This is a genomic window from Mesorhizobium sp. WSM4810, assembly GCF_055811235.1.
The window spans coordinates 508,726-534,032 of sequence record NZ_JBVVQV010000001.1 but is presented as its reverse complement, the minus strand read 5'-3'; the positions used below and the strand labels follow the sequence as shown (position 1 = coordinate 534,032).

The 25,307-nt window shown below is 62.6% G+C and carries 22 protein-coding genes and 2 pseudogenes; 14 read left to right on the top strand and 10 right to left on the bottom strand.

Features of this window, described 5'->3' with window-relative positions:
• Positions 1-12: 12 nt before the first annotated feature.
• The 3 genes and pseudogenes from AC0L3O_RS02535 (at position 13) to AC0L3O_RS02525 (ending at position 4,743) form a co-directional block, all read left to right on the top strand.
• Entirely contained in the window at positions 13-1,644 is a 1,632-nt protein-coding gene (locus AC0L3O_RS02535) for an ABC transporter ATP-binding protein (RefSeq protein WP_473614740.1), read from the top strand.
• A 7-nt stretch (positions 1,645-1,651) separates the two neighbouring features.
• Positions 1,652-2,404: an MOSC domain-containing protein gene (locus tag AC0L3O_RS02530; RefSeq protein ID WP_473614684.1), complete on the top strand. Its 753-nt coding sequence runs from the start codon at positions 1,652-1,654 to the stop codon at positions 2,402-2,404.
• Positions 2,405-2,855: 451 nt separating this feature from the next.
• Positions 2,856-4,743 (top strand): annotated as a pseudogene (locus tag AC0L3O_RS02525) (adenylate/guanylate cyclase domain-containing protein).
• A gap of 225 nt (positions 4,744-4,968) precedes the next feature.
• Here the strand turns inward: AC0L3O_RS02525 and AC0L3O_RS02520 are convergent.
• Together AC0L3O_RS02520 and AC0L3O_RS02515 are read right to left on the bottom strand one after the other, a co-directional pair.
• Complete coding sequence (locus AC0L3O_RS02520; protein ID WP_128166583.1) at positions 4,969-5,205, bottom strand: hypothetical protein; 237 nt, start codon at positions 5,203-5,205, stop codon at positions 4,969-4,971.
• Positions 5,206-5,233: 28 nt separating this feature from the next.
• The gene (locus AC0L3O_RS02515; protein ID WP_473614682.1) at positions 5,234-7,171 is read right to left on the bottom strand and encodes an adenylate/guanylate cyclase domain-containing protein; all 1,938 of its coding nucleotides are present in this window, start codon (positions 7,169-7,171) and stop codon (positions 5,234-5,236) included.
• Between the two features lie 249 nt (positions 7,172-7,420).
• Between AC0L3O_RS02515 and AC0L3O_RS02510 the strand changes: the two genes are divergently transcribed.
• On the top strand, positions 7,421-7,603 hold the full coding sequence (locus AC0L3O_RS02510; RefSeq protein WP_473614681.1) for a hypothetical protein: 183 nt from the start codon (positions 7,421-7,423) through the stop codon (positions 7,601-7,603).
• Between the two features lie 108 nt (positions 7,604-7,711).
• Positions 7,712-7,879, top strand: a complete 168-nt coding sequence (locus AC0L3O_RS02505) for a type 2 periplasmic-binding domain-containing protein (protein ID WP_287225802.1) — start codon at positions 7,712-7,714, stop codon at positions 7,877-7,879.
• A gap of 266 nt (positions 7,880-8,145) precedes the next feature.
• Here the strand turns inward: AC0L3O_RS02505 and AC0L3O_RS02500 are convergent, their stop codons facing one another.
• Both AC0L3O_RS02500 and AC0L3O_RS02495 read right to left on the bottom strand, forming a co-directional pair.
• Entirely contained in the window at positions 8,146-9,732 is a 1,587-nt protein-coding gene (locus tag AC0L3O_RS02500; RefSeq protein WP_084833638.1) for an ABC transporter substrate-binding protein, read from the bottom strand.
• A 28-nt stretch (positions 9,733-9,760) separates the two neighbouring features.
• Positions 9,761-10,606 carry an alpha/beta hydrolase gene (locus AC0L3O_RS02495; protein WP_473614679.1) on the bottom strand — a complete coding sequence of 282 codons (846 nt, stop codon included), beginning with the start codon at positions 10,604-10,606 and terminating at the stop codon, positions 9,761-9,763.
• 238 nt (positions 10,607-10,844) lie between these two features.
• Here AC0L3O_RS02495 and AC0L3O_RS02490 point away from each other — a divergent pair, with 238 nt between their 5' ends.
• From AC0L3O_RS02490 to AC0L3O_RS02460, 7 genes and pseudogenes are all read left to right on the top strand, one after another.
• Entirely contained in the window at positions 10,845-11,345 is a 501-nt protein-coding gene (locus AC0L3O_RS02490) for a hypothetical protein (protein WP_287225796.1), read from the top strand.
• A 213-nt stretch (positions 11,346-11,558) separates the two neighbouring features.
• Positions 11,559-12,476, top strand: coding sequence for an aldo/keto reductase (locus AC0L3O_RS02485; RefSeq protein WP_473614678.1), 918 nt, complete (start codon positions 11,559-11,561; stop codon positions 12,474-12,476).
• Positions 12,477-12,561: 85 nt separating this feature from the next.
• Entirely contained in the window at positions 12,562-13,239 is a 678-nt protein-coding gene (locus AC0L3O_RS02480; protein ID WP_473614676.1) for a DUF6064 family protein, read from the top strand.
• Positions 13,240-13,437: 198 nt separating this feature from the next.
• A pseudogene (locus tag AC0L3O_RS02475) lies at positions 13,438-14,010 on the top strand (methyltransferase family protein); the annotation flags it as partial.
• Positions 14,011-14,110: 100 nt separating this feature from the next.
• Positions 14,111-14,353, top strand: a complete 243-nt coding sequence (locus tag AC0L3O_RS02470; protein WP_473614674.1) for a hypothetical protein — start codon at positions 14,111-14,113, stop codon at positions 14,351-14,353.
• The gene (locus AC0L3O_RS02465) at positions 14,238-14,537 is read left to right on the top strand and encodes a methyltransferase (protein WP_473614739.1); all 300 of its coding nucleotides are present in this window, start codon (positions 14,238-14,240) and stop codon (positions 14,535-14,537) included. Before AC0L3O_RS02470 ends, AC0L3O_RS02465 begins: the two co-directional genes overlap by 116 nt.
• Before the next feature lie 46 nt (positions 14,538-14,583).
• Entirely contained in the window at positions 14,584-14,829 is a 246-nt protein-coding gene (locus AC0L3O_RS02460; protein ID WP_473614673.1) for a hypothetical protein, read from the top strand.
• A 68-nt stretch (positions 14,830-14,897) separates the two neighbouring features.
• Here the strand turns inward: AC0L3O_RS02460 and AC0L3O_RS02455 are convergent, their stop codons facing one another.
• Genes AC0L3O_RS02455 through AC0L3O_RS02445 form a run of 3 tightly spaced genes read right to left on the bottom strand, consistent with a single transcriptional unit; the run spans position 14,898 to position 17,128 of the window.
• On the bottom strand, positions 14,898-15,539 hold the full coding sequence (locus AC0L3O_RS02455) for a LysE family translocator (protein WP_473614671.1): 642 nt from the start codon (positions 15,537-15,539) through the stop codon (positions 14,898-14,900).
• Positions 15,540-15,562: 23 nt separating this feature from the next.
• A complete protein-coding gene (locus AC0L3O_RS02450) occupies positions 15,563-16,483 on the bottom strand; it encodes a dihydrodipicolinate synthase family protein (RefSeq protein ID WP_473614670.1) in 921 nt (306 codons plus the stop codon).
• Positions 16,484-16,495: 12 nt separating this feature from the next.
• Complete coding sequence (locus AC0L3O_RS02445; protein ID WP_473614668.1) at positions 16,496-17,128, bottom strand: LysE family translocator; 633 nt, start codon at positions 17,126-17,128, stop codon at positions 16,496-16,498.
• A gap of 170 nt (positions 17,129-17,298) precedes the next feature.
• Here AC0L3O_RS02445 and pdxR point away from each other — a divergent pair, with 170 nt between their 5' ends.
• Positions 17,299-18,807: a MocR-like pyridoxine biosynthesis transcription factor PdxR gene (gene pdxR / locus AC0L3O_RS02440; protein WP_473536815.1), complete on the top strand. Its 1,509-nt coding sequence runs from the start codon at positions 17,299-17,301 to the stop codon at positions 18,805-18,807.
• Between the two features lie 180 nt (positions 18,808-18,987).
• On the opposite strand, the gene AC0L3O_RS02435 is transcribed toward pdxR, so the two are convergent.
• The 3 genes from AC0L3O_RS02435 to AC0L3O_RS02425 are packed head-to-tail and all read right to left on the bottom strand — an operon-like array spanning position 18,988 to position 23,013.
• Positions 18,988-19,464 carry a hypothetical protein gene (locus AC0L3O_RS02435; RefSeq protein ID WP_473536816.1) on the bottom strand — a complete coding sequence of 159 codons (477 nt, stop codon included), beginning with the start codon at positions 19,462-19,464 and terminating at the stop codon, positions 18,988-18,990.
• Complete coding sequence (locus tag AC0L3O_RS02430; protein ID WP_473536817.1) at positions 19,430-20,602, bottom strand: acetate/propionate family kinase; 1,173 nt, start codon at positions 20,600-20,602, stop codon at positions 19,430-19,432. The genes AC0L3O_RS02435 and AC0L3O_RS02430 overlap by 35 nt, the downstream gene beginning before the upstream one ends.
• Positions 20,602-23,013, bottom strand: a complete 2,412-nt coding sequence (locus tag AC0L3O_RS02425) for a phosphoketolase family protein (protein WP_473614667.1) — start codon at positions 23,011-23,013, stop codon at positions 20,602-20,604. The genes AC0L3O_RS02430 and AC0L3O_RS02425 overlap by 1 nt, the downstream gene beginning before the upstream one ends.
• 260 nt (positions 23,014-23,273) lie before the next feature.
• Here AC0L3O_RS02425 and AC0L3O_RS02420 point away from each other — a divergent pair, with 260 nt between their 5' ends.
• Positions 23,274-25,268 carry a protein-L-isoaspartate(D-aspartate) O-methyltransferase gene (locus AC0L3O_RS02420; RefSeq protein WP_473614665.1) on the top strand — a complete coding sequence of 665 codons (1,995 nt, stop codon included), beginning with the start codon at positions 23,274-23,276 and terminating at the stop codon, positions 25,266-25,268.
• Positions 25,269-25,307 lie beyond the last annotated feature (39 nt).

The following is a 25,307-nucleotide window of genomic DNA, read 5'->3' as shown; positions in this document are numbered from 1 at the left end:
GACAACAACACGATGCTTTCAGTGCGCAATCTGTCGATCTCGGTCGGGCCATCGGGAAAGCGGATCGTCGACGGGCTGAATTTCGACCTCGCCCCCAGTGACATGCTGGCGCTGGTCGGCGAATCCGGTTCGGGCAAGACGATGGCGGCCCGCTCGATCGTGAGCTTGCTCCCTGCCCCGCTGGTCACGACGCCGGACAGCGGCATCCACTTCGAAGGACAAGAGCTCACCGGCCTCGCTCCAAAGGCGCTGCGCCAGATACGCGGTGCGCGGATCGGCATGGTTTTCCAGGAGCCGATGGTCTCGCTCAATCCCGCCGTCACCATCGGCGAGCAGATGGCGGAGGGTCTGCGCCTGCATAGCGCCATGTCGCGCGCCGAGATAAAGGACCGCTCGCTGGCAATGCTGGAGAGGATCCAGATCAAGGATCCCGGCAAATGCCTTGCGGCCTATCCGCACGAATTCTCCGGCGGCATGCGCCAACGCATCATGCTCGCATCGGTCATGCTGCTCAAGCCGCGCCTGCTGATCGCCGACGAGCCGACCACCGCGCTCGACACGCTGGTGCAGCGCGACGTGCTTGACCTGATGGTCGAGCTGACGCGGGAGAACGGAACCGCCGTCCTGCTGATCAGCCACGACCTCGGCATGGTGTCGCACTATGTGAACAACGTGACGGTGATGTGCGAAGGCAAGGCGGTCGAACAGGGAAGCAGCACCCAAGTGCTTCACGCACCGCAGCACGATTACACGAAGCGGTTGGTGGATGCGCTTCCCAAGCGCAGCGCCGGTGGATCGAGAAAAACCGTCGACGGCCCGCCCCTCGTCGAGATCAGCAATGTCGTCATCGACTATCCGGGCCGTCCCAGGCTGTTTGGGCGCGCGCAGCCGAAGCGCGCCGTCGACGGCGTCGACCTGACCATCCGGCGCGGCGAGACCCTGGCGCTGGTCGGCGCGTCGGGCTCCGGCAAGACGACCCTCGGGCGCGCCATTGTCGGTCTCGTCAGGCCGGCCAGTGGTACGATCTCGTTTCTTGGCACCGCGATTGCAAACGATCGATCCGCTGACGCGCGTGCGCAGCGTCGTGACATGCAGATCGTCTTCCAGGACCCCTATTCGTCGCTCGACCCTCGCCAGTCGATTGCCGAGATCATCACCGAGCCGCTGAAGCTCGACACCGAATTGGACCGCAAGCGGCGGACCGCGCGCATGAATGAGGTCATCGAGGAAGTGGGGCTGACGCGCGACCTTCTCGAGCGTTTCCCGCATCAGCTTTCGGGTGGCCAGCGCCAGCGCGTCGCGATCGCCCGGGCGATCGTCAGGCGACCGGCCTTCGTCGTCGCCGACGAGCCGGTCTCGGCGCTCGACATGACGGTGCAGAAACAGATCCTGCTTCTGATCCGGTCGTTGCAGGAACGCTACGGGTTCGCCTGCCTGTTCGTCTCGCATGATCTGGGTGCGGTGGAGCAGGTTGCCGATCGGGTCGCCGTCATGCAGGACGGAAGGATTGTCGAGATCGGCGACCGCGACGACGTCTTCGATCGACCGCGCCACGCCTACACACGCGCCCTTCTCGATGCGGCGATGCTGATCGATCGCCATTTCGCCGATGGCGCGGGCGCACGCAGGACAGTGGCTCGATGAGGACGGCATGGCTCGTCGCCGCATCATGACAGCGTTTGGCCGTATCACGGAGATCTGGCGATACCCCATCAGTTCGATGGGCGGCGAACGGCTGGACGGGACCGAGCTTGCGGAGGGCGGGATTCCGGGCGATCGGATCTGGGGCATCATCGACCGGCGCGACGGCGCTGTTGCCGCGCCGGAGAAGCGAAAATACTGGCGACCGCTGCCCAACCTTGTTGCAAGGCTGAAGGGTGACCGGCCAGAAATCGGCTTGAACGGCTCCTGGATCGATGCCGGCTCCAGCCTCGCAGGCGAGCTGGTTTCGGCCTTCCTCGATTTCCCGGCGGCGCTGCACCCACATGTCCGCTTCGGCTCGGAAGCCCAGGATCATATCGCGCCACGCTATCAGCGCGCCGACCTCCACATCGTCACGTCAGCCTCGATGAACAGGCTTGCCGGCCTGCTTGAGGGTCCTTCGCAAGTGGATTCCAGGCGGTTCCGGCCCAACATCGTGATCGAAACCGACGCTTCGCGGGAAGGTTTCGTCGAGCAGCAGATCATCGGGAAAGTGCTGGCGATCGGCAAGGCGCGGATCGTGATCTCGGAACCGTGCGCGCGCTGCACCTTCACAGCGCTGGCGCAAGGCGATCTCGCCTTCGAGCCGGCAGTGCTGCAAACCATAGCGCGCCATGGCGAGGGCGGCTTCGGCGCGCTCTGCCAAATCATCGAACCGGGCAAGATCAGGCTGGGCGACCAGGTCACCTTGAACGAAGCCTGACCTTTGTCCAGCTTTCGACGCCGGACGGCGGCACGTCGTGACGCTGGTGGTGAACATCCAACGCTTGGCGCCGGGGGCGAATACAGCTCACGATCACTTTTCTCCCCTCCGCGGGAGAGTCCGAAGGGGAAGTGGTGACCCGAAGCAGACGGTCGTGATGCCATAAAAGATGTCGGCCTCGCGCCGATCTCGGACGCTGCGATCGGTTTGACCGCTTCCTGAAGCCGACGTCCCAGCGACCACAGTGACAGCCGCGGTTGTGCCCAATTGTGGACCTTGGCAAAATCACCGCCTTGAAGATCAGCCTAACCATCATCGGAGCATTGCCATGATGAGCTCGGACCAGAGACCAGCGTCAGCCTAGCGAACTGCCCCCTCCCTGCGCAATTTCGAGCGCCTTTACGCTTAGTCGGAAGCCGTCTACTATTCAGCTGAAGGCAGGGTCTTAGACATGGACCGCAAGCTTGCTGCCATTCTGGCTGCTGATGTGGTCGGCTATTCCGCTCAAATGGAGCGTGATGAAGCGGGGACTTTTGCACGGCTGAAAGCTGGTCGCGCAGAGCTTTTCGAACCAGAGATTGCGCGGCACCACGGTCGCATTTTCAAGCTCATGGGCGACGGCTTACTGGCCGAGTTTGCCAGCGTGGTCGATGCGGTGGAATGTGCAGTCTCGCTGCAGCGTGGCCTAACCGAGCGCAATGCGTCGCTTCCCGAGGCCGAGCAGATCTTGGTCAGGATCGGAATAAATCTTGGCGAGGTGATAATCGACGGTGACGACCGTTACGGCGACGGGGTCAATATTGCCGCCCGGCTCCAACAATTGGCGGAATCCGGCGGCATCTGTGTCTCCGGTAAGGTGGCCAAGGAGGTCGAGAAAAAGCTTGCCTTCGGTTTCGAACCTTTGGGCGAGAAGAAGGTCAAGAACGTCACCGAACCCGTGCAGGTTTTCCGCATAACGCTTGAAAAACAGGGCATCCGCCATCGCTCAATACGGTCTCCTCCGCGGTGGGCGCTAGAGGGGATGGCGGTGGCCGTGGCCCTTCTGCTTGCCGCCGCAGCGGCTTGGCAATTCTGGCCGGCGGCGCCGGTGAGTGCCAGGCCATCGGTAGCGGTGCTGCCGTTTGAAAATTATGGCGGCGACGAGGCTACTGGACGGCTGGCCGACGGCCTCACAGAGGACATCATCACTGACCTTGCACGCTTCCCGGAATTGGAGGTGGTGGCTCGCAATTCGACGCAGGTCTACAAGGGCAAGCCGGTGGATGTGCGCGAAGTCGCTAAAGCGCTCCATGTCGGCTACGTGCTCGAAGGCTCGATCCAGCACCAGGGCGGCCGCGTCCGGATCACCGCGCAACTGATCGATGCCCAATCCGGCAATCATCTGTGGTCGGAGCGCTGGGACCGGCCCACCGAAGATGTGTTCGCAGTCCAGACTGAGATATCTGAGCAAGTCACCAACCGGCTAGGCGGCGGCGAGGGGCTGATCCAGAAAGCTGGCCGAGCTGCGGCCAAGCGCAAGCCGCCAGAGAACCTTAGCGCATACGAGCTTTATCTGCTTGGCACCGAGAAGCTTGCGCGGGTCACCAAAGACGATATTCAGCAGGCCATCGTGCTGCTCAACCGCGCCGTCGAGCTGGATCCCGGCTTGGCCCGCGCCTGGGTCGAACTTTACCACTCTCACTCGCTATTGGCGAACTTCGGCGTCAATCCCGAGACAGAAGCAAAGGCGGCTGCCGATGCAGCCGAACGCGCCGTGCGACTTGATCCGAGCGACGCTGAAGCTCACGCCGCGCTGGGCATGAGCTTAGGCGAGCGGGGCGAGCTTTCGCGCGCGAAAGCTGAGCTGCAAATAGCCCTGAGCCTCGCGCCCGGTTCGGCTGAAATCCTGACCTTCTATGCCGGCTGGGCCGCGTCCTTCGGTGAACCAGAACGAGGTGCCGAATTGGTCGATCGGGTGATCCGGCTCGATCCTAACTACCCGATGTGGGCCACCGGCCTCTTCTCTAAACGCTTACTTTATGGTGGGGCGATACGACGATGCGCTGAAAATGATGGAAGGCCTGACACCTGACAACTACAACCAGTGGAGATGGATGGTGCGCAGCGGTTCGCTCGCAGGCGCGGGCCGGATGGAAGAAGCGCAAGCCTCAGTCAAGGAGGCGCTCAAGCACTACCCGGACATGACCGTCGAAGGTATGGTCAACGCGCCGGGGATAAGCCCCACCGAGCGCGAGCGCTACTTGGAAACCTTGGTCCTGACCGGTTTCCCGCTGTGTGCATCCGACGAGCAACTGGCTAAGATGACTGTTCCAAAACGTCTTCCCGAGTGCCTGAAGTAGCCCTTCAGCGAGCTTCCCTGACGACCGAAATAGCTCGTGTCGCAGTGGCGTAAATTTCAGATGTATCTGCTCAACACCGCAACCGGCCCATTGCCGTCATGTCCGAAGTGTGTCTGATTGGCCGCTTCTGGCGCTGGTTGCTCGTTCTAATTGCGAAGGTACCTTCAATCGAACGATCGGAGAGCAACACGCCTCCGATCTTTCGGCGACAGATGAACCGCCGGCCTATTCGCTTTTCCAGACACCCCATACATGGGGGTTTGCCGCGGGCCATACCGAATAGCCCTTTACTTTCGGCGACACGGCATCGAGGGACGGCTCGTAATAGAGGCCAAGGATCGGCACATCCTTTGCCATGAGTGCATGGAGCTGCTTGAACAGTGCCTTGCGTTGCCCGGCGTCGGTCGTGGCCATCGACTTCGTGTAGAGATCGAGGGCCTCCTTGCTGTCCCACTGCGCCATCGGGTCGGTCGCCTTGTCGCCATGTTACTCAGCCCGCTTGGGCGCGGTGAACGTCCATAGGGGGCGATGCTGACGTCGCGACTTTGCCAAGCTGGAAGACCTCCGTCGCCTCGCCGCGGCCGCGCAGCCGGTGCTTGCCCGCCGGGATCCTTTCGAACCTTTCGTCGAGCCGCGACGCGGTCTCGCCGGAAATGGCGATTGCGGCGGTGGCGCCCGGTTCGAGCTGCTTGCCGAGGTCCTGCAGCCGCTGGCTGACGTTCACGGTGTCGCCGACGATCGTATAGTTGACGCGGTCGGATGCGCCGATATTGCCGACGATGACGGAGCCCGTGTGGATGCCGATGCGGACATGAAGTGGAGGCCGGCCTTCGCCAGCCGCTTCCAGATTGTCCTTGTCCAGCTCCTCGCGGATCGCCGCGGCTGCGCGGACGGCCGCGGCGGCATGGCCCTTCAGACGATCCGGCGCGCCGAAGAACGCCAGCATGCCGTCGCCCAGGAACTTGTCGACAGTACCGCCATGTGCATCGACCGCGCCGCACAGGATCGCGAAGTGGTGGTTCAGCAGCCTGGCCGCGGCGGCGGCGTCCATCTGCTCCGACAGGGTGGTGAAGCCGGCGATGTCGGTGAACATGACGGTGACGACCGCTTCGCGCGGTTCGGCGATGCCGATCTCTCCGGTGCGCACCAGCTTGGCCACCAGCGAGCGCGGAATATAGGTCGAGAATGCACGCAGACCGATCAGCATGGCATTGAAGGCCGAAGCCTGGTTGTCCAACTCCAGCACCCTGCTGCGCGGCAGGGGGGTCACGCCGTCGAGATCGAAATCGGCGACGCGCGTGGCCTGGCCGGCAATCGCCTGGATCGGGCGCGACAGGCGCTTGCCGAGAAGAATCGCGACGATGACCGCCACCGCCATCGCGCCAAGTCCAAGCATGGCCGATCCCATGACGCGCTCGATTTCGTCACCGATCTGACTGGTCTTGAAATATGCGCCGAGCGTCCAGGGCCGGTCGCCATAGCCGGTGATCTCACGGGTAATAGCGACGTAAGTGTTCTCTCCGTCCCATGACGTCGAACCGTCCTTGTCGTCAACCTGGATTTCGGCAACCTCGATATCGCGGGTACGCTGCGTGCTGAACTCCGCTTCCGGTTTGCGCGCCTCATATCCGGCGAGAACCGGATCGCCGAAATTGGCGAGCGGCGTCAGCGGCAGGATGCCGTTCTTCAGCGCATCCGGGGAAGCCAGCCGCTGGTCCGCCAGGATGGATCCGTCGCCATCCAAAATGAAGGCATGCGTGCCGAAGCGCGACGACAGTTCCTGCGTGATTTTGGACAAGTTCTGCAGTTCCACCGCGGCGATCACCCAGGCCTTCGTGGCGCCATCGCGTGACAGCGGCGCCGAGACGTTGGCGAACAAGCCATATTCGTTGGCCACGAAGGCGCCCCACCTGCGTCCGTCGACCTGCTGGCGCTCTTCAAGAACGGCGCGCACTTGCGGCGATTTCTCGGTCTCGGCGGGGAGTTTCCGGATCGTTCCGGCAGGATATTTGGCGTCGTTGTCCCCGGTCACCGCCGCCCCCCTGCAAATCAGGTCGGGTGTGCAGATCAACATTGCGTTCACCCCCGGCGCTGCCGCCAGCGCACTGGCAAGTGCCGCCGACATCGCCTCGTCGTCGATCTGGAACTCGCCCTGCTTGTAGAGCTGCGCGACGCCGTCCACGGCGCTCTCGGCGCGCCCCATCTCGGCGCGCAGCAAATCCTCCATCGCATCGATCAGGAGCGTCGACTGGGCGCCGAGCAGGTCGAAAGTGTTGCGAAGGTTGGCGCCGACCGACAATGCGAGCACGCCGCCGACCGACAGGAACACGAGGCTGCCGAAACTCATCGCCATGATGACTGCAATGGGGACGCGACGCCGCTTCTTTTCGGGGCGGACCAGACGCACTGGTTGTGCGGACGTGCTCATGCAGCCAACGTCATAATGCGCCACCGCATTGCAAGCCCGGTGACGGTTTTAAGGAGAGGACGCGCCGAAGCATTCGCACCAATGTGGCGCCGATGTTTCCAGCGCCGATGATTCCGATCCTCATAGGGGTGTTCCTTTCGTAAATATGGAAGAGCGCCCGCCTCAGTCGCGGACGCGGGCGCCTCGAAGATGCGCCCCTTTCTCGCGCAGTGTCGAGAGTGTCAACTCCCGCAAAGGCGCATGCACGACATGATCGTCGCCGCCATGCAGGAGAACCGGGCGATCATCAAGTCGCATATCGAGCGAATGGTGACGATCTTTGAGCCGATCATTCGCGAGGGCACCGAGGCGGGCGAACTCAAGGTCGAGGACCGGCAGAAGCGGCCTGTGCGGTCAACACCGCGTTCACGCCGTTCTTCCACCCGATTCTGATCGAGCACTGCGTTCAACACGGCGAAGACACCGACGCGGCCCTGCGTGAGCAGATTCGGTTTATCCTGAAAAGCTTTCGGCAAGTCGGCCTAAGGCGCAGCGTGCCATATGCAGGCACTGTGGTTCCGGAGAAGGGCGCGCGAAGACAAGGTTTGCGTCGAAGGCCAACTCATCTTCAAAACCACGGCGCAAACGTTGCACGCGGCGCTGGCCGAACAGGGAATAACCTATGTGCAGGAAGAGATGGCAAAACCCTACCTCGTGCATATGATCTGACCAGGCGGATCCGGGCAGCCATACCGTCCGACAGTCGGCTCAGGATCGCCGAGCTGTAGCGCGAACGTCAGGTTTGGAGGAGGGCTACGAATGACTGGAATTGGCGCTGGTTGCTCGTTCTAATTGCGAACGTGAACGCAAAATCCTACCCAGAGAGGTCTTCCACGACGGGTACCAACCGTCAGGTTTTCACCACCAGGTACCTTCAAACGAAAGATCGGAGGGCAACACGCCTCCGATCTTTTGGCGACAGGAGAACCGCCGGCCTATTCGCTTTTCCAGACACCCCATACATGGGGGTTTGCCGCGGGCCATACCGAATAGCCCTTTACTTTCGGCGACACGGCATCGAGGGACGGCTCGTAATAGAGGCCAAGGATCGGCACATCCTTTGCCATGAGTGCATGGAGCTGCTTGAACAGTGCCTTGCGTTGCCCGGCGTCGGTCGTGGCCATCGACTTCGTGTAGAGATCGAGAGCCTCCTTGCTGTCCCACTGCGCCGTCGGGTCGGTCGCTTTGTCGCCAAGGATGACGCCATACATCAGCGACGGATCGAGACGAGCCGAATAGCCAAAGGACTGGATCTGGAATTTGCCGACAAGGTAGTTGTCGAGCTGTGCCGCCCAATCCAGCACTTCGAGCTGGGCGTTGAAGCCTGCGGCCGTCAGCATCGCCTGCAGCAGCACGGCGTTCTCGTACATGCCCTGGTAGCGGGTGTTGGTCTGGATCTTGATCGGCTCGCCCTTGTAACCGGCTTCGTCCAGCAGGGCCTTGGCCTTGGCCGGGTCGTATTCCGGCCATTTGAGGAAATCGTCGTCGAAGAACGAGCTCGCCTGGGCGACGGCCGAGGGACCTCCAGTGGCGGCACCGCTGGTGCTGGCGGCGGCGATCTGGTTGATGTCGGCGGCATGCGCCAGCGCCTCCCGTATTTTGACGTTCGACAGCAGCGGGTCCTTGGTCTGCAGCAGGATCACCGTCCACGACAGGCCTTGCGTCGACAGCACCGTCATGCCGCGCGACTTGGCTTCCTCGGCACGCGATGATTCAAGATCGGGCAGGACATCGAGTTCGCCGGCAAACAGCGCGGTTTCCGCCGCCGCCGTGTCGGGGATGACCATGAAGCGCACCTCGTCGACATAAGCCTCACGGCTGCCGGCAAAGCCGCTCGGCGCCTCCTTCACCGGCTTGTAGTCTGCAAAGCGCTCAAGCACCAGATACTGGCCCTTGACCCATTCCTTCAGCGTGAACGGGCCGGTGCCGATGGCGGAATCGGCGAGCCACTTGCCGTCGGCGCCGACATTCTTCGGGCTGGCGACCCAGCCATTGCATTGGACACTGGCGAGTTGCGCCAGAAAGAGCGCATTCGGCGCCTTGAGCGTGAAGACCACGGTGCGTGGATCAGGCGTCGCCACTTGCTCGACCTTGAGGCCCTGGCTGCCGTCGAAGAAGGGAATGCAGAACCACTGATTGGCCGGGTCCATGCGGCGGTCCCAGTTCCATTTGACGTCGGACGAGGTCACGGCGTCGCCATTGTGGAAAACCGCGCCGTCGCGCAACGTGAAAGCATAGGTCTTGCCGTCGTCCGATACTGTCCAGGATTCGGCCAATGCCGGGCCGACCGTGAGATCGGCGCGATAAGCCACCAGCGTCTCAAAGATATGGTGCAGCACAGTGTCGGTGTTTGCGTCGCGATTGAGACCGTCGGTGGCGCGGATGTCTGCGTTGATGCGGACCTTGAGCGTGCCGCCGGTTTTCGGCTGCTCCTGCGCCATCGCCGGCAGTGCACAAATCATCACCGCGATTGTCGCCAGCACCTGAAACAATCGTCTTCCCATCATCAATCCTGTTCCCATTTTTTATCTCCAGTTTGACCGCAGTTTTTCAGCCGGGCGCGGCATTCAATGTCCGCGCAAAGAACTCCTTGACCTTGGCGATGAGCGCGCCGTCGTTGTGAGCGATGGCAGGCACGACATCCAACTGCACCTCGACGCCATGTCTCTCCAGGCTGCCCTTCAACGATCTGATCCGGTCGTTGCGGGTCGCGCCGGCGAGATCGGCGCCGGGCATCCACCAGTCATCCTCCGGTTTGATGGTGATCTCCCAAGTTTGGAGATCGTCACCACCGATCACCATCTGCACGGCGACCGTGCGCATGGCGTCGAGGTCGATGGTCTTGCCGAACACTTTCTCGAAGTCGCGCACCCCGACCCAGAAATCGTGATCGAAGTCGAGCAGGGTCACGACGCCCGGCGCACCGATCGATGCCGCCAGCAGACGTTCCGGATGGAGGAACAGGAAACGATGGGTGAAATGGCCGCCGCCGGAGAAGCCGTACATCAGCACGCGGTCGCCGCGGATGCGATAGCGCTCGCGCATCTCCTCGACCATGTCGAGCAGCACGGCATCGTAATGGAGGTCGCCCTGGCGCAACATCTTGTAAGAGGAAAGATCGCCCGGAGAACAGATATTCGCCGGGAACAGCGGGGCGAGCACGATCACGCCGTTCTGTTCGGCGAAGTCGGCGAAGGCGTCCCGGTAGGCGAGCATGCCGCGCTCGGTGCCATGCACGATCACCGCCAGCGGATAGGTCTTGTTGCCGTCCTCGTCATAGTCGTCGGGGACATAGGCGCAATAGGGGAAGCGCTGGTCGAAGCGGGAGGCGTACACCGTCGTGTGCCCGAAATCGTAATAGGACAGGCGCTTGCCATGTCCGCTGACGTTGCGCATCGAATTTTCCCCGATCTCAATTTCATTGTTTCATCATTTTGTGTGACTGAAAAGCATTTGTTTATCCACATCGTCAGGAAAGTACGTATTTTACATCGCGTAACGCCTGACATCATCGGGCAAGCATGAGCAGCTATCCGGGCCGTCGCGCATCAAGTCCAGCCGAGCGGCACGACCAACGACATCGTGAAGTTGTGCAGGTTGACTCGGTTGTCTGCTCGCCTAACTTCGCGGTCACATGATATTTTCCCGCATCCGCAAGCTTGTCCCTCTTGTTCTCCTGGCCGGCAGTTCGATCGTGTCCTCCTGCGTCGCGCCTGACGACACGTCGAACCACCCGAAGGAAGACGCCACAACGGCGGCGGCCCGCAAGGAGATGGTCGGTCTCAGCGAGGCGGACGTTCGAATGTGCGCCGGCTTTCCGACTGCCACCGCTGATGCGGGGGGAAGCCAGATCTGGACCTATCAGCGTACCGTTCAACGCGGCAATCTCAACGTGGTGATTCCAACCTTGGCCGTGGGTGCGATCCCGACGGTTGGAGGATCGCTCAATGTCGATCCTGGCGGCTATTGCAACACGCAAATCCGAATGGTCGATGGCCGTGTTGCCGAGGTTGCCTACGCCGGCGACAACAACACGCCGAACCACCGCGATGCGCTCTGCGTCAGCACGGTAGACGGCTGCGTGGCATATGCCCGCCAGCGCCATCAAGTCAGGACAAGAGCCAGCCCCAGGTAACCCGGCCAGCAAATCGGGTTCCAGCTAACAGGCTGGCTGGCGCAACCCAGGCCCTGCAGCATTCGTTCCTGTTTCAGGCAGACGTTCCATATCCGAACCGTTGCCAGAGACGACCGCCGGCTCCCCGCCGATCGGCCTTGCGGAAAGCCGGTCGGCCGGAACCATTCTTGGGGTCGGGAGTACAAGAGGTCGAAAGGACAGGGATGGCAGACGATGATCATCACCCGCAGGACATTCGTTAAGGCTGCCGCCACTTCCGGCGCGGCTCTGGTGTTGCCGGCAACCGCGCCCGGCGCGCCGCCCGCGCCGGTGATGCGGACCGTGCCCTCCTCGGGAGAGATGCTTCCCGCTGTCGGCCTGGGCACCTGGATCACCTTCAATATCGGCGACGATCCGGTGCTGCGCGACGAGTGCGCCGAGGTGATGGCGGCCTTCTTCGGGGCAGGCGGCCGCATGATCGATTCCTCGCCGATGTACGGCTCCTCGCAGCCCGTGATCGGCTATGGCCTCGAAAAGCTCGGCCGGCCCGAAGCGCTGTTTTCCGCCGAGAAGGTCTGGACCTCCTCCGCCGCCGACGGGCCCGCGCAGATCGAGCAGTCGCGTCGCTTCTGGGGGGTGCCGCGTTTCGACCTCGTGCAGGTCCACAACCTCGTCGCCTGGGAGACGCATCTCGAAACCCTGTTCGCCATGAAGGCGGACGGGCGGATCCGCTATGTCGGCATCACGACGTCCGAAGGACGGCGGCACGATTTGTTCGAACAGATCATGCGCGCACATCCACTCGACTTCGTGCAGTTCACCTATAACGTCGTCGACCGTGAAGCTGAGGAACGGCTGCTGCCGCTGGCGGCCGAGCGCGGCATGGCTGTCATCGTCAACCGGCCGTTTCGGCAAGGCGCGCTGACGCGTCAGTTTCAGGGCGAGTCGCTGCCGGACTGGGCGGCCGGGATCGGTGCCGAGACTTGGGCGCAGTTCATACTGAAATTCATCGTTTCGCATCCCGCCGTCACCGTCGCCATCCCCGCCACCACCCGCGTCGACCACGTGCGCGAGAACCTGTTGGCAGCGACCGGTCCCCTCCCCGACACGGCCATGCGCGAGCGGATGGCGGCCTATGTCCGGGACCTCTAGGCAGGCATTCGTCGGCTGGCCCACGAATGCCTGCCTGGATTTGTTGTTTGTCGCAGGTTCATGTCGCAAAACCGTGGAGGCTTTTGTGGAACCTGCTTGGATGTCGGAATGGTGGACCTACCGGCTGGAGGATTTCCTGCTCTTCTCGCCGCGCGTCTATTGGCGCATGTTCGAATTGGCCAATACCGCGTTCTGGCCGCTGCATCTCCTGACGCTCGCCGCCGGCCTCGCCATTGTCCTGCTCGTGCTTAGGCGGCCGCGTCGCCATGGTCTGTGGATAGCGCTCGTCCTCGCGGCGCTCTTTGCCTTCGTCGGCTGGTCCTTGCTGTGGAACCGCTACGCCGCGATCAACTGGGCGATCGCCTATGTCGCGCCGGCCTTCGGCCTGCAGGCGCTGCTGCTGGTGATCGGCGGTGCGCGCGGCGGCCTCGCCTTTGATCGGCGGGACCTCGCAGAGCGGCTCGGGCTGCTGACCGCGGTCGCTGGCCTCGTCGTCTATCCCCTGCTGCCGCCGCTCTTCGGGCGGCCATGGGCGAGCGCCGAGGTCTTCGGCATCGCGCCGGACCCGACGGCGATCGCAGCGCTCGGTGTCCTGCTTGCCGCGAGCGGCGGGCTTGTGCCGCTGCTGTTGGCGATCCCGCTGCTGTGGCTGCTGCTCAGCGGCCTGACGCTCCATGCCATGGGCGATCCGCAAGCCTGGCTGCCGCTTCTGGCAGCGGCCAGCACTGTCGCTGCCTTGACCCTGCGCCGTATCGCCCGGTGATGCCGGCACGATCGAGAAAGTCAGCCGGCTCCGGCCAAATAATACAAGTTTCAGATGTAACCGAATTTTCTCCTTCTGAAATCGTAGCGTAACGCCGCACCGCCAGATTCGCACTTCAGCAGACCGCAACCACACGCTCGCCGCGTGGATTGTCACAAGCCAGCCGGTTGCGCCAGCCGGTTGCAGTCGTGACTTGCTATGAAAGAGGAGGTGATCATGGCCAGTCAACTTTCGCGGACAGCGCCTCCGGCCAAAGATGCAACCGTCCAACCGATTGCCGCCACGCCGGAACTTCCTTCCGCCGTCCCGCTGATGGCGCTTTCGACCGGTTTCTGGGCCTTCAAGACTCTGGCCGCTGCGCATGAGTTGGACCTCTTCAGCCGCCTTGCGGGCGGCGCCGGCACCACGGTTGCCGAGCTGGCCGAAGCGCTCGGCCTGCATCAACGCCCGGCCGAGATGCTGTTGACCGGCTGCGCTGCACTCGGGCTCCTGGAGAAAACGGGCGGCCGCTATCGCAACACGCCGTTAAGCGAAACCTATCTCGTGCGCGGAAAACCGTATTACTTCGGCGGCTTTGTGCAGATGCTCGACAAGCGGCTCTATCCCGGCTGGGGCAGGCTTACCGAGGCGCTGCGCACGAACCGGCCGACCACGTGGGACCCGGCTGTGCGATCCTCGGCGTTCGACGGCGAAGATCCGATGATGCTGGCGCTGTTCTGGGAGGCGATGCATTCGGTCTCCACGATGACCGCGCGCAAGCTCGGCGAAGCGATGGATTTCGGACATTTCCGCCGCCTCGTGGACATCGGCGGCGGGATCGGGGGCGTACGACATCGAGCTTTGCAAACAGTATGGGGCGCTGCGTGCGACCGTGTTCGACTTGCCGCATGTCGCCGCGATCGCCGCGGGAAAGATTGCCGAGGCCGGTTTGACCGACCGGATCGAGACCGCAGGCGGCAACTTCTTCGAGCAGCTTCCGGGATCACGATTTGCATCTCCTGTCGATGATCCTGCACGATTGGGACGAGGCGAAGAACCGCGCCCTGCTGCGCCGGTCGTTCGGGGCTTTGCCGAGCGGCGGCGCAGTCGTCATCAGCGAGCTTCTCGTCAATGACGAAAAGACCGGACCGGCGCCGGCGGCGCTGATGAGCCTCAACATGCTGATCGAGACGGAAGGACGAAACTACACGCAGGCCGAATATTCGGCGTGGCTCGAGGAAGCCGGATTCCGGCACATCGAGACGGTCTGGTTCGAGGCACCCGGCGCGAACGGCGCCGTGATCGGCCGCAAGCCGTAAGGCGCAGTGGAACAGGCGCCCCGCAGTTCAACCCTGCGCGACAATGATGATGGAGGCCGAAATGGCTCACACGCAAACCCGCGTCGATCGTCACCGTCTGCTTGGACTTGTGCTGAAAACCACAGCAACCGCAATCGCGGCGCTCAAGACCTGGCAACAGACCGTCTCAAGACGTCGGGCAATAGCTGGTTTGACCCCCGAGCGGTTGCGGGACATCGGTCATGCCGAGGCACCCGCGCCTGTGCTTGAGGTCAAGGCAGGTCTGGTCACGAACCTGATGTCGATGAGGTAAGTGAATTCGGCCGTCATCGCAGGTACACGGCCAGCGGCCGTCATGCATTTTTGCTCCTTCTCACAAGCTCAAGCAACTGGGCGCCTTGCCAGCAGCAGCCCGCATCCAAGCATGATCATGGCACCGCCCGAGCCTTCACGAAGACGGCGAACGAGATTCCCACGCGACGCCGCGCCATCGCGAAGTCTTCCGGCTGCAAACGCCACGACAATATCGGCGAGCGTGTTGAGGGCAACCGAGATGGCGCCGAGGATCAGGAACTGCAGAACGACGTGATCCGACGATGTATCGACAAACTGGGGAGTGAAGGCGAGGAAGAATGCGGCCGTCTTCGGGTTCATCACTTCGACAAGAACGCCATCCCTGAAGGCCCGCATCGTGCCGACCGGCGGCTCCGAATGACCCAGCGACTTGTAGTCGAGCCTGGCATGGCGAATGGTTCGGTATCCCATCCAGACCAGATAGAGCGCGCCGACCACCTTGAGCGCCGTGAACAATTCGGCGCTTGCCAGCACGATCGCCGAGACGCCAAGGCTGCCGGCCACGACATGAAACAGCCCGCCGAGACCATTGCCAAGGCTCGAAGCGATTCCTTCCGAGCGACCGCCGGAAAGGGTTCGGGCGGCGACATAAAAAATCCCCGGACCCGGAGTAATCGCCAGCAGGAATGCCGTGAACAGGTAGACGGTGAAGGCGTTGGATTCCAGCATGGAAATGTCCTGATTAAGACTGTCTATCGAGCTTGCATATAACCAGCGGAGAAAACCGCATCGAGATGGTCGAGAGCGGCGGCGACACGCTGCCGTGCCTGGTCCTTCAGCGGGAGGACAGGGCGTGGCGGATCGACGTCGCAGAGGTTCAGAAGACTGGCGACGACATACATCACCCTGAAACTGCCGAATTCCTTGAACAGCGCCCAAAGCGGTCCGAAGGCGGCGTCAAGTCGCTCGACGGCCGCAGCGTCCCCGGCTTGCGCCGCTCGCGTCAGGGCCAGGGCCGGTAACGGCAGAAGTCCTGCGACGACGGAATACCAGGCGCCGCTCCCGGCGAGCAGCGCAGGCGCGCCGCCCCAGTCGCCGCTGTAGCCGATCCTGAATGCCGACCCGGTCGCAGACCGGAGGGAGGCGAGTTCGGACGCGAAGTCACCACCGGACGGCAAAGGCATCTTCACGGCTTCGATGTTGACCACCTTCGACAAGCGGGAAATGAGGTCCAGGCTGAAGGTGAACCTGGTTGTGCCGGGATTGTTGTAGATGCAAAGCGGGAGTTGCCCCGCGTCGGCGACTGCGGTGAAGTGTTCGAAGACCTCGTCGTCGACGAGCGGCGTATAGGCAACCGGAGCGAGGAGCAGGCCGTCGGCGCCCGCAGCCTTCGCGTCACGGGCAAGGTCCACGGCATCGCTGGTCCGGATCGCTCCGACGCCGACAATAACCGGGATTTTGCCGCCGACCGTGTCCATTGCCGTTTCGACCGCCCGTCGACGCTCTTGTCGCGTGAGGAAAGCATAGGCGCCGGTACTGCCGAGCAGTCCGATGGAGTCCGCTCTCGCCTCCTCGATGTTCCTCAGAAGCCGCGCGAGGGCGACGGGGTCGAGCCTGCCGGAAGCGTCCGCCGGGGTGATCGGGAATGCTGAAAGGCCTTGGAAGAGTGACATGAAGGAACCTTTTCAGATGCGGGTCAGGAGAAGCTTTAGCCCGGCAAATCCGAAGAATACCGCCAGCGTGCCTTCGATCCAGCGCCGCGCCCGCCGATACAGGGCGACCATGGGAGCGGTCGAAAAGACGATCGCGTAGCCGCAGAAGATGGTGACGCTCAGCACCGCGCAGCCAGCGAGGATCACCAGAACCGTATGCGACGACGACCCGGGCCCGAGTCCCAGCGTCATCAGCGCGATCCATGCCAGGATCGATTTCGGATTGGTGAGATGCATCAGCAGTCCGCGCTGGTAGAGAGTGGCCGCCGTCGCCTTCCGTTCGTTGGTCGGGCGAAGCTGATCCTTGTGTGAAGAAAGCGCAGCCTTGCCCGCTTTGAAGGCGAGATAGAGAAGATACAGGCCTCCAACCAGCTGCAGGACCACGAGTGCCTGCGCGTATCGGCTGAGGATCGCCGAGACACCTGTCGCTGCCATCAGGCCCCGAAAGATCGAGCCACTGACGACGCCGGACGCGATTGCCAGTGCGGCCCCGCGGCCGTCGTTCATGGCGACGGCCATGATGCGCATATTGCTCGGCCCGGGACTGCCGGCAGCGATGACGTAGGCGGTAAAGACGATGATGAATTGGTGGAACTCGGCCAGCATTTTACTTCCCAGGAGGTGCAATCTGGCGTCATCAATACAAGCACAACTGGCCCTGACCTAGAACCAGTTTTGAATAAAAAGCGCTGGTCCAGTTGGCCTCAGGCCTTTGCCTGGCTGATTTTCCCGGTAATGTCTGGATTAACGAAACGTCTTCATTTGGGTAATCGCGAATGGTCCAGTCCAGCAAGCAGAATTCGTCGTCGGGAAGTTCGTCGTCGGGATTGGGCGCGCGCGGGATCTATGAGAACCTGCGGGAACAGATCGTGGCGGAGGTCTACGGCCGCGGAGACGTGCTTCCGTCGGCTCGTGCACTGGCGGTCGAGCTTGGCGTCTCGCGAACGACTGTGACGTCCGCTTACGAACAGCTCGCCGCCGAGGGGTTCGTGGTCATTCGACATGGCGCTCGGCCACGGGTGGCCATCAAGGTCGCGCACAGCGAGCCGGGAGACCTCGTTGATACAGCCGCAGAGCCACACAGCCTCTCCGCTTTCGCAGAAAGGCTTCGATCCCGAGCCATCCCGATGCGGGTTGCGTCGGAGAAGCTCGTCGCCGACTTCCGCTACGGCGACATGTCGGCCTCTGACTTCCCGACCCTTGCCTGGCGAAAGGCCATGAACGATGCTGCGCTGGGACGGCCGCTCAAGCTGTCCTATGGCGACCCCTGTGGCTTGATCCGCCTGCGTGCCGCCCTGCAGGGCTATCTATGGCGAGCGCGCAGCATCCGGTGCGAGGTGAGCGAGATCGTCGTCGTCAACGGCTCTCAGCAGGGACTGGATCTCTGCGCCCGCCTGCTTCTCGATGAGGGCGACGGCTTCGCCATCGAAGAGCCCTGCTACCCGATGGCACGGAGCGTCTTCGAGATGACAGGAGCCATCGCCGCCCCGGTGGAGGTCGACGCCGAAGGCATCAGGGCGGACTTGCTGGCGGATGTTGACGCGCGGCTGGCTTACGTCACGCCTTCACATCAGTTTCCTCTGGGAAGCGTAATGTCGATGGGTCGACGCCAGCAACTGCTAGGATGGGCGAAAGAGAAGAGGGCCTACATCGTCGAGGACGACTACGACAGCGAATATCGTTTCGACATGAACCCGATACCGCCGCTTCGCGCGCTGGGAGGCGCGTCGAACGTCATCTATATCGGTACGGTCTCGAAGACATTGTCGCCGTTGCTGCGGATCGGCTACGTCGTCGTTCCGCGTGAGTTGCAGGAGGTTTTTGCCCATGCCAAGCGGCTGACGGACAGGCATGCCCCCAGCCTCGAACAGGAGGCGCTTGCGACCCTGATGGAAACCGGCGCCTACGAAAGCCACGTGCGCAAGGCCCGGCGTCAAAATGCCCGCCGACGTGCAGCGCTCCTGGACGCTCTGCAGGCGGAATTCCGCGATCTCGTTCGGGTCGAAGGCGCAGAGGCCGGTCTGCACGTCGTCGTCTGGTTTCACGACACGCCGCCCTCCATGGCGGCATCGTTCATCAATAAAGCCGCCGCGCTCGGAGTTGGCATCTATTCGATATCGCCGCATTACTTCGACCAGACATTGGATTTCGACCAGACATTGGATCGCAGCTGCCTCGGCCTGGTTATGGGATACGCAAGTCTGACCGAGGGCCAGATCCACAGAGGACTAAAGCTCCTTCGACGTGCTTACGAGGAGGCAACAGGCTGCGGCGATGTATCGTAGGTGCTTTACGGCCTGCTGAGGGAACAGGCGCGCGCGACGCCTAAGGCAGCCTCGGCACCGCGCGGGTGGTGATCTGCCGCTAGAGCGCTTTGCGTTTTGGTGGACCAAAACCGCGCTCTAACTCCTTGTTTTACGCATTTTGTTGGACGCCAAACCAAGATTTTTTGGCTGCAAAATGCTCTAGAACCACCGCCGTTCAGGCTCGGAGCTCTTTGCAATCACAATTCCCAAGAGAACGCCGAGCACGCCGCCAAGCATCATCGCCGTAGAGATCGTGCCTGGGTTCTGCTGGACGGTTTCGGTCACGGTGTGTGCCTGGCTACGCAATTGCCGGGCTGCGCGCGAGGCCCGTTCGGCGGCGCTCTCGTACCAGCCCTGTGCCTCCTCGGCACGGTCGGAAAGGGTCCGATTTATTTTGGCGATTTCGCGACGAAGCTCGGCGATCTGTTTCTTCATCGTTTCCTGCGCGTCGTTTGCCGCCTTTGAGGTGCCTGCCATATTGGTGGTCTCCGCCATTGGATTTCTCCCTTTGGTAATCATATCCCCCATGGTCATCAGATAGGGGAAACGGTCGCGGACGCGCAGGGTTCCTTGCCCCGAAAACGCGCCGCTGACTGCATTATCAAGCATCCCCTCGCACCCGCGCGTGGCGGGCAATGATGCTCTCCTCGTCGGTCGCGACGACGCGTATTTCGACCTTGCTGTCAGGTCGGCTTATGATCCCGGCATGGGCGGCATTGGATGGCTCGTCGATCGCCACGCCAAGCCAATCAAGCCTTTCGCATATTGCCTTGCGGACCGGCGCCGAGCGCTCGCCGATGCCGGCGGTGAACACCAGGCATTCGAGGCCGCCCAGCGTGTTGGCGAGCGCGGCAGCTTCCCGTGCCGCCCGGAAGGCAAAAAGCTCTACCGCTTCGCGGGCGTGGGGGTCGTCGCTCGCTTCCAGCGTGCGCATGTCGCCCGAGATGCCGGATATTCCAAGCAGCCCGGATTGCTCATAGAGCATATGCTGCAGAGCCTCTCCGGCGATGCCTCGTTCCAGGACGAGGTACAAAAGCACGCCCGGATCGATGGCGCCGCAACGCGTGCCCATGACCAGCCCGTCAAGCGCGGAAAAGCCCATCGTCGTGTCGAAGCTTCTCCCGTCGCGCATGGCGCACAGGCTCGCCCCGTTGCCGAGATGGGCGACGATCGTCCGCTTCGCTGCAAGCGCCGGCGATATCGCCTTGAGCCGCCCGGCGATGTACTCGTAGGAAAGACCATGAAACCCGTAGCGGCGGATTCCGTCCGCATCGTATTTGCGCGGCAGCGCGAAGCGGCTGACGATCGGATCGATCGCCTGATGGAAGGCGGTGTCGAAGCAGCCGATCTGCGGCAGATCCGGCCGCAGCGCCGCAAGTGTGCGGATCGGCGCGAGACTGCGGGGCTGGTGCAGCGGCGCAAGCGGCGTCAGCCTGTCCAGGGCCTCGATCACGACCGGCGTCAGGCGGACGGGTTCGACGAACTCGCGCCCGCCATGCACGATGCGGTGACCGGCGCAGACCAGTTTCCTGCCGCCAAGTTCGCTCTCGATCCAGCGGAGCAAATCGCCGATGCCCGTATCCCGAGCGTCTCCGGCAAGCCGCCGATCACATTGCGCTGTTCCGTCGGCCGCTTTCGCGCTGAGCCGCGGCGCATCGCCCAGATCCAGCGTGCCACGCGAGACAAGTTGCAGTTCGGCGGACGGCTCGAGATCGTATAGTCCGAACTTGATGCTGGAGGAGCCGGCGTTCAGTGCAAGAATTGCCTGTCGCATCAATCGCCAGCCTTCGTCGCGCTGTTCTCGGGCCAGTTCCACTCCTGGATCTCGGGCATGTCTTCGCCATGCTCGCGGACGTAAGCCTTGTGTTCGGCAAGCTTCCCGTGAAGCTCGGCGGCAAGGTCTTTCGCCCGTTCGGCGAGCCCAGGCACGCGTTCGACCGCCGCGAGCGCCAGGTGGTAGCGGTCGAGCTCATTGAGCACGACCATGTCGAACGGCGTCGTCGTGGTGCCTTCCTCGCGAAAGCCGTGCACGTGCATGTTGTCATGGTTGGCGCGCCGGTAGGTCAGGCGGTGGATGAGATAGGGATAGCCGTGATAGGCGAAGATGACCGGCCTGGCCTTCGTGAACAGCGCGTCGAAATCCTCGTCCGCCAGGCCATGCGGATGCTCTGAATTCGACTGCAGCGTCATCAGGTCGACCACGTTGACGACGCGTACCTTCAGGTCGGGAAGCGCCGAACGCAGAATGTCGGCGGCCGCGAGCGTCTCCAGTGTCGGCACGTCGCCGGCGCAGGCCATGACCACATCCGGATCCTCGCCCTTGGCAACCGTCCCGGCCCACTCCCAGATCCCCGCCCCCGCCCTGCAATGCCCTTCCGCGGCTTCGACAGACAGAAATTGCGGCGCCGGCTGCTTGCCGGCGGTGATGACGTTGATGCGGTTATAGGTTCTCAGGCAATGGTCGGTGATCCACAGCAGCGTGTTGGCATCCGGCGGGAAATAGAGCCTGACCGTGTCGGCCTTCTTGTTGGCGACGAAATCGGCAAAGCCCGGATCCTGGTGGCTGAAGCCGTTGTGATCCTGCCGCCAGACATGCGAGGTCAGCAGGTAATTGAGGGAAGCGATCGGCTGGCGCCAGGCAAGTTCGCGGGATGTCTTCAGCCATTTCGCATGCTGGTTGACCATGGAATCGACGATGTGGATGAACGCCTCGTAACAGGAGAACAGGCCATGGCGGCCGGTCAGCAGATAGCCCTCCAGCCATCCCTGGCAGAGATGCTCGCTGAGCACTTCCATGACGCGGCCGTCCCGGGAGAGTTTTACGTCATAGGGCTCTATCCGCTGCATCCAGACCCGGTCGGTAACCTCGAATACCTCGTCAAGCCGGTTGGAGGATGTCTCGTCCGGCCCCATCAGCCGGAAATTCCCGGCCTGCGCATTCAGGCTCATGACGTCGCGAAGATAGCCCCCGAGAACCCGCGTCGCCTCGGCCTTGGCGCCACCCGGACGCGGCACATCGAGCGCCAGGTTTTTCCAATCGGGAAGCACGAGGTCGCGCTTCAGCAGTCCGCCGTTGGCATAGGGGGTTGCGCCCATGCGCTTGGATCCGGTTGGCGCAAGCGCCGCCAGCTCTGGAAGAAGATGCCCGCTGTCGTCGAACAGCTTTTCCGGTTCGTAGCTCCGCATCCAGTCTTCGAGGATCTTGCGGTGTCCCGCATTGCTGCGGGCGTTCGACACCGGCACTTGATGCGAGCGCCAGAAATCCTCGACCTTCTCGCCATCGACCTCCTTCGGGCCGGTCCACCCCTTCGGGCTGCGCAGCACGATCATCGGCCACAGCGGACGCTCTCCTTGCCAGAACGGCGTACGGGCGCGCTCCTGGATCGAACGGATTCTGTCGAGCACGGTGTCCAGCTTGGTGGCCATCAACCGATGCATGCGAGCCGGCTCGTGACCTTCGACGAAAAAGGGTTCGTAGCCATAGCCGGCGAACAGGGCGCGCAATTCCACGTCATCCATGCGGGCAAGGATCGTCGGGTTGGCGATCTTGTAGCCGTTGAGATGCAGGATCGGCAGGACAGCGCCGTCGGATGCCGGGTTGAGGAACTTGTTGGAGTGCCATGCCGCCGCGAGCGGACCGGTTTCCGCTTCGCCGTCGCCGACGACGCAGGCGACCACCAGATCGGGATTGTCGAAGGCCGCGCCGAAAGCATGGACCAGCGCATATCCCAGTTCTCCGCCTTCATGGATCGAGCCGGGCGTTTCCGGAGCAGCGTGGCTCGGCACTCCTCCGGGGAACGAGAATTGCCGAAAAAGTTTCCTCAGGCCGTCTTCGCCTTGGCCGATTTCGGGATAGATTTCGCTGTAGCTGCCCTCGAGCCAGGTGTTTGCGACCATCGCCGGGCCGCCATGACCTGGGCCGCAGATAAACAGAACGTCGAGACCGCGTTGACGGATGACGCGGTTCAGGTGGACGTAGATGAAGTTGAGGCCAGGCGTCGTGCCCCAATGGCCAAGCAGCCGCGGCTTGACGTGTTCGGCTTTCAGCGGCTCGCGCAGCAGCGGATTGTCCATCAGATAGATCTGGCCAACCGAAATGTAGTTCGCGGCCCGCCAATAACGGTCCATGAGATCGACCTGATAAAGGCCCGTTGTGGTCGCAGCTTTCTGAGCCTCGTCGTTCATCGAAAATTCTCCAGAATGCGTTCGCCCGTCGATATCTGGAGTGACATCGCTCTGGAGAAAGGATTTTCACGGAAATAAGTTCGGCTGGAGCCGCCATTTGCGCCCGCCAATCGCTCTTTTGCAGGAACCTGAAAGCTCGCCAATGGTTAAGGAGACTAGCCGCCGGCCATGAGTTGCCGAGGCCGAGCGCATACCCGATGAGCCGTCGGGCACGATTAGGGGACAATCGGGGGCAGTCTGCTCGCAAGAGGAGCAAAAAGATGCTCGATCTTTCCCACGCACGCAACCGAATGGTCGAAATCCATCTCAGCCGCCGTGGCATCCATGACCGCGAAGTGCTGGAAGCGATGCGCGAGGTTCCGCGCGAGGCTTTCGTCGCTCCCGGCTTTGAAGAATTCGCCTACGAGGACGGGCCGTTGCCGATCGCTGAGGGTCAGACGATATCGCAGCCCTACATCGTCGCCTTGATGATCGAGATGGCGGAAATCGGAACGGGCGACCATGTCCTCGAGGTTGGCACCGGTTCGGGCTACGCGGCTGCCGTGATGAGCCGGATCGTCGAACGCGTCTACACGATCGAGCGCCACGCCGGGTTGGCCGAAACGGCGAGACAGCGGTTCCAAGAGCTTGGCTACGACAATATCGAAGTCCGCACCGGCGATGGCACCAAAGGCTGGCCCGACGCAGCGCCCTTCGACGCCATTCTGGTCGCCGCCGGCGGACCCGGTGCGCCGCTCGCGCTTCAGGAACAGCTCGACGTCGGTGGCAGGCTCGTCATCCCGGTCGGCGACGATCCGCATGATCAGCGCCTTCTCAAGGTCACCCGAACCGGCGCTGCAACTTACAGCGAGGAGGATTTCGGCGGCGTGCGGTTTGTCCCGCTCATTGGCGAGCAGGGCTGGCCCGAGAACGGCAACCGTATCGCGAATGATCGCCCGTCCGGACGCGCACGCACGCGCAGCCTGCCGGAGATGATCGCGGCGGCGGCCGAACCGCTGCCGGATTTCGACGATCCGGCGTTCGGCGAATTGTTCGATCGGTTTGGCGACCGGCGCGTCGTCCTGCTCGGTGAAGCGAGCCACGGCACGTCGGAGTTCTACCGGGCCCGCGCCGCGATCACCCGCAGGCTCATCGAGAAGCACGGCTTCACCATTGTCGCTGTCGAGGCCGACTGGCCTGATGCAGCGGCGATCGACCGCTACCTCCGCCATCGGCCGCCACGCGCCAACGCCGATCCGCCGTTCCAGCGGTTTCCCACCTGGATGTGGCGCAACACCGACGTTGCGGCGTTCGTCGACTGGATGCGACATCACAACGAGCGCATCAGGCTATCGTCCCGGCTAGCCGGGTTCTATGGCCTCGACATCTACAATATGAGCGGATCGATCGCCGCGGTTCTGCAATACCTCGACCGGGTCGATCCGCAGGCAGCAAAGATCGCGCGTGAACGCTATGGCTGCCTGACGCCTTGGCAGCATGAACCATCCACCTACGGCCGTGTCGCGCTCACCTCCGGCTACGAGAAATGCGAGCAGGCCGTGCTCGAACAATGCCGCGAACTGCTTGCCAGGCAACTCGACTATGCCCAGCAGGACGGCGCCGATTTCATGGATGCCACCCAGAATGCCCGGCTGATCGCTTCCGCGGAACGATACTACCGGATCATGTACTATCGCGGCGCGCAGTCCTGGAATTTACGCGATACCCATATGTTCGAGACGCTCGAGCATCTGCTGGAAGCTCGCGGCCCCAACGCCAAGGCAGTCGTGTGGGCGCATAATTCCCATATCGGCGATGCCCGCTACACCGAAATGGGGATTGTCAGGGACGAAGTGAACATCGGCCAGTTCTGCCGCCAGCGCTTCGGCGACGAGGCAGCCTTGATCGGGCTCAGCACGCATTCCGGGACAGTCGCCGCGGCCTCCGACTGGGACAGCGAGATGGAGATCAAGCGGGTGCGGCCTTCCCATAGCGATAGCTACGAGCGGCTTTGCCATGATAGCGGCGTCTCGCGTTTCCTGCTCGACATCAAGCGCGACGATACGTTGCGCGAGCGGCTTCTGGAGCGTCGGCTGGAGCGCTTCATCGGCGTGATCTATCGGCCGGAAACCGAACTGCGCAGCCATTACGCGAATGCCTCTCTTGCCCAGCAGTTTGACGCGTTCGTCTGGTTTGACGAAACCGTCGCGGTGACGCCGCTTGGGCCGGAGCATGTCGGAACCGGCGTTCCCGACACCTATCCGTTCGGGGTTTAGACGCCTCTCTGACAAGGCCGCGTCAAGGTGAGTTTCGGG

What these genes read in the sequence shown, in the direction of transcription:
- AC0L3O_RS02535 (WP_473614740.1), top strand. Translation starts at nt 13, where the DNA reads ATGCTTTCAGTGCGCAATCTGTCGATCTCGGTCGGGCCATCGGGAAAG.
- AC0L3O_RS02530 (WP_473614684.1), top strand. Translation starts at nt 1,652, where the DNA reads ATGGCTCGTCGCCGCATCATGACAGCGTTTGGCCGTATCACGGAGATC.
- AC0L3O_RS02520 (WP_128166583.1), bottom strand. Translation starts at nt 5,205, where the DNA reads ATGGCGCAGTGGGACAGCAAGGAGGCCCTCGATCTCTACACGAAGTCG.
- AC0L3O_RS02515 (WP_473614682.1), bottom strand. Translation starts at nt 7,171, where the DNA reads ATGAGCACGTCCGCACAACCAGTGCGTCTGGTCCGCCCCGAAAAGAAG.
- AC0L3O_RS02510 (WP_473614681.1), top strand. Translation starts at nt 7,421, where the DNA reads ATGATCGTCGCCGCCATGCAGGAGAACCGGGCGATCATCAAGTCGCAT.
- AC0L3O_RS02505 (WP_287225802.1), top strand. Translation starts at nt 7,712, where the DNA reads ATGCAGGCACTGTGGTTCCGGAGAAGGGCGCGCGAAGACAAGGTTTGC.
- AC0L3O_RS02500 (WP_084833638.1), bottom strand. Translation starts at nt 9,732, where the DNA reads ATGGGAACAGGATTGATGATGGGAAGACGATTGTTTCAGGTGCTGGCG.
- AC0L3O_RS02495 (WP_473614679.1), bottom strand. Translation starts at nt 10,606, where the DNA reads ATGCGCAACGTCAGCGGACATGGCAAGCGCCTGTCCTATTACGATTTC.
- AC0L3O_RS02490 (WP_287225796.1), top strand. Translation starts at nt 10,845, where the DNA reads ATGATATTTTCCCGCATCCGCAAGCTTGTCCCTCTTGTTCTCCTGGCC.
- AC0L3O_RS02485 (WP_473614678.1), top strand. Translation starts at nt 11,559, where the DNA reads ATGATCATCACCCGCAGGACATTCGTTAAGGCTGCCGCCACTTCCGGC.
- AC0L3O_RS02460 (WP_473614673.1), top strand. Translation starts at nt 14,584, where the DNA reads ATGATGGAGGCCGAAATGGCTCACACGCAAACCCGCGTCGATCGTCAC.
- AC0L3O_RS02455 (WP_473614671.1), bottom strand. Translation starts at nt 15,539, where the DNA reads ATGCTGGAATCCAACGCCTTCACCGTCTACCTGTTCACGGCATTCCTG.
- AC0L3O_RS02450 (WP_473614670.1), bottom strand. Translation starts at nt 16,483, where the DNA reads ATGTCACTCTTCCAAGGCCTTTCAGCATTCCCGATCACCCCGGCGGAC.
- AC0L3O_RS02445 (WP_473614668.1), bottom strand. Translation starts at nt 17,128, where the DNA reads ATGCTGGCCGAGTTCCACCAATTCATCATCGTCTTTACCGCCTACGTC.
- pdxR (WP_473536815.1), top strand. Translation starts at nt 17,299, where the DNA reads ATGGTCCAGTCCAGCAAGCAGAATTCGTCGTCGGGAAGTTCGTCGTCG.
- AC0L3O_RS02430 (WP_473536817.1), bottom strand. Translation starts at nt 20,602, where the DNA reads ATGCGACAGGCAATTCTTGCACTGAACGCCGGCTCCTCCAGCATCAAG.
- AC0L3O_RS02425 (WP_473614667.1), bottom strand. Translation starts at nt 23,013, where the DNA reads ATGAACGACGAGGCTCAGAAAGCTGCGACCACAACGGGCCTTTATCAG.
- AC0L3O_RS02420 (WP_473614665.1), top strand. Translation starts at nt 23,274, where the DNA reads ATGCTCGATCTTTCCCACGCACGCAACCGAATGGTCGAAATCCATCTC.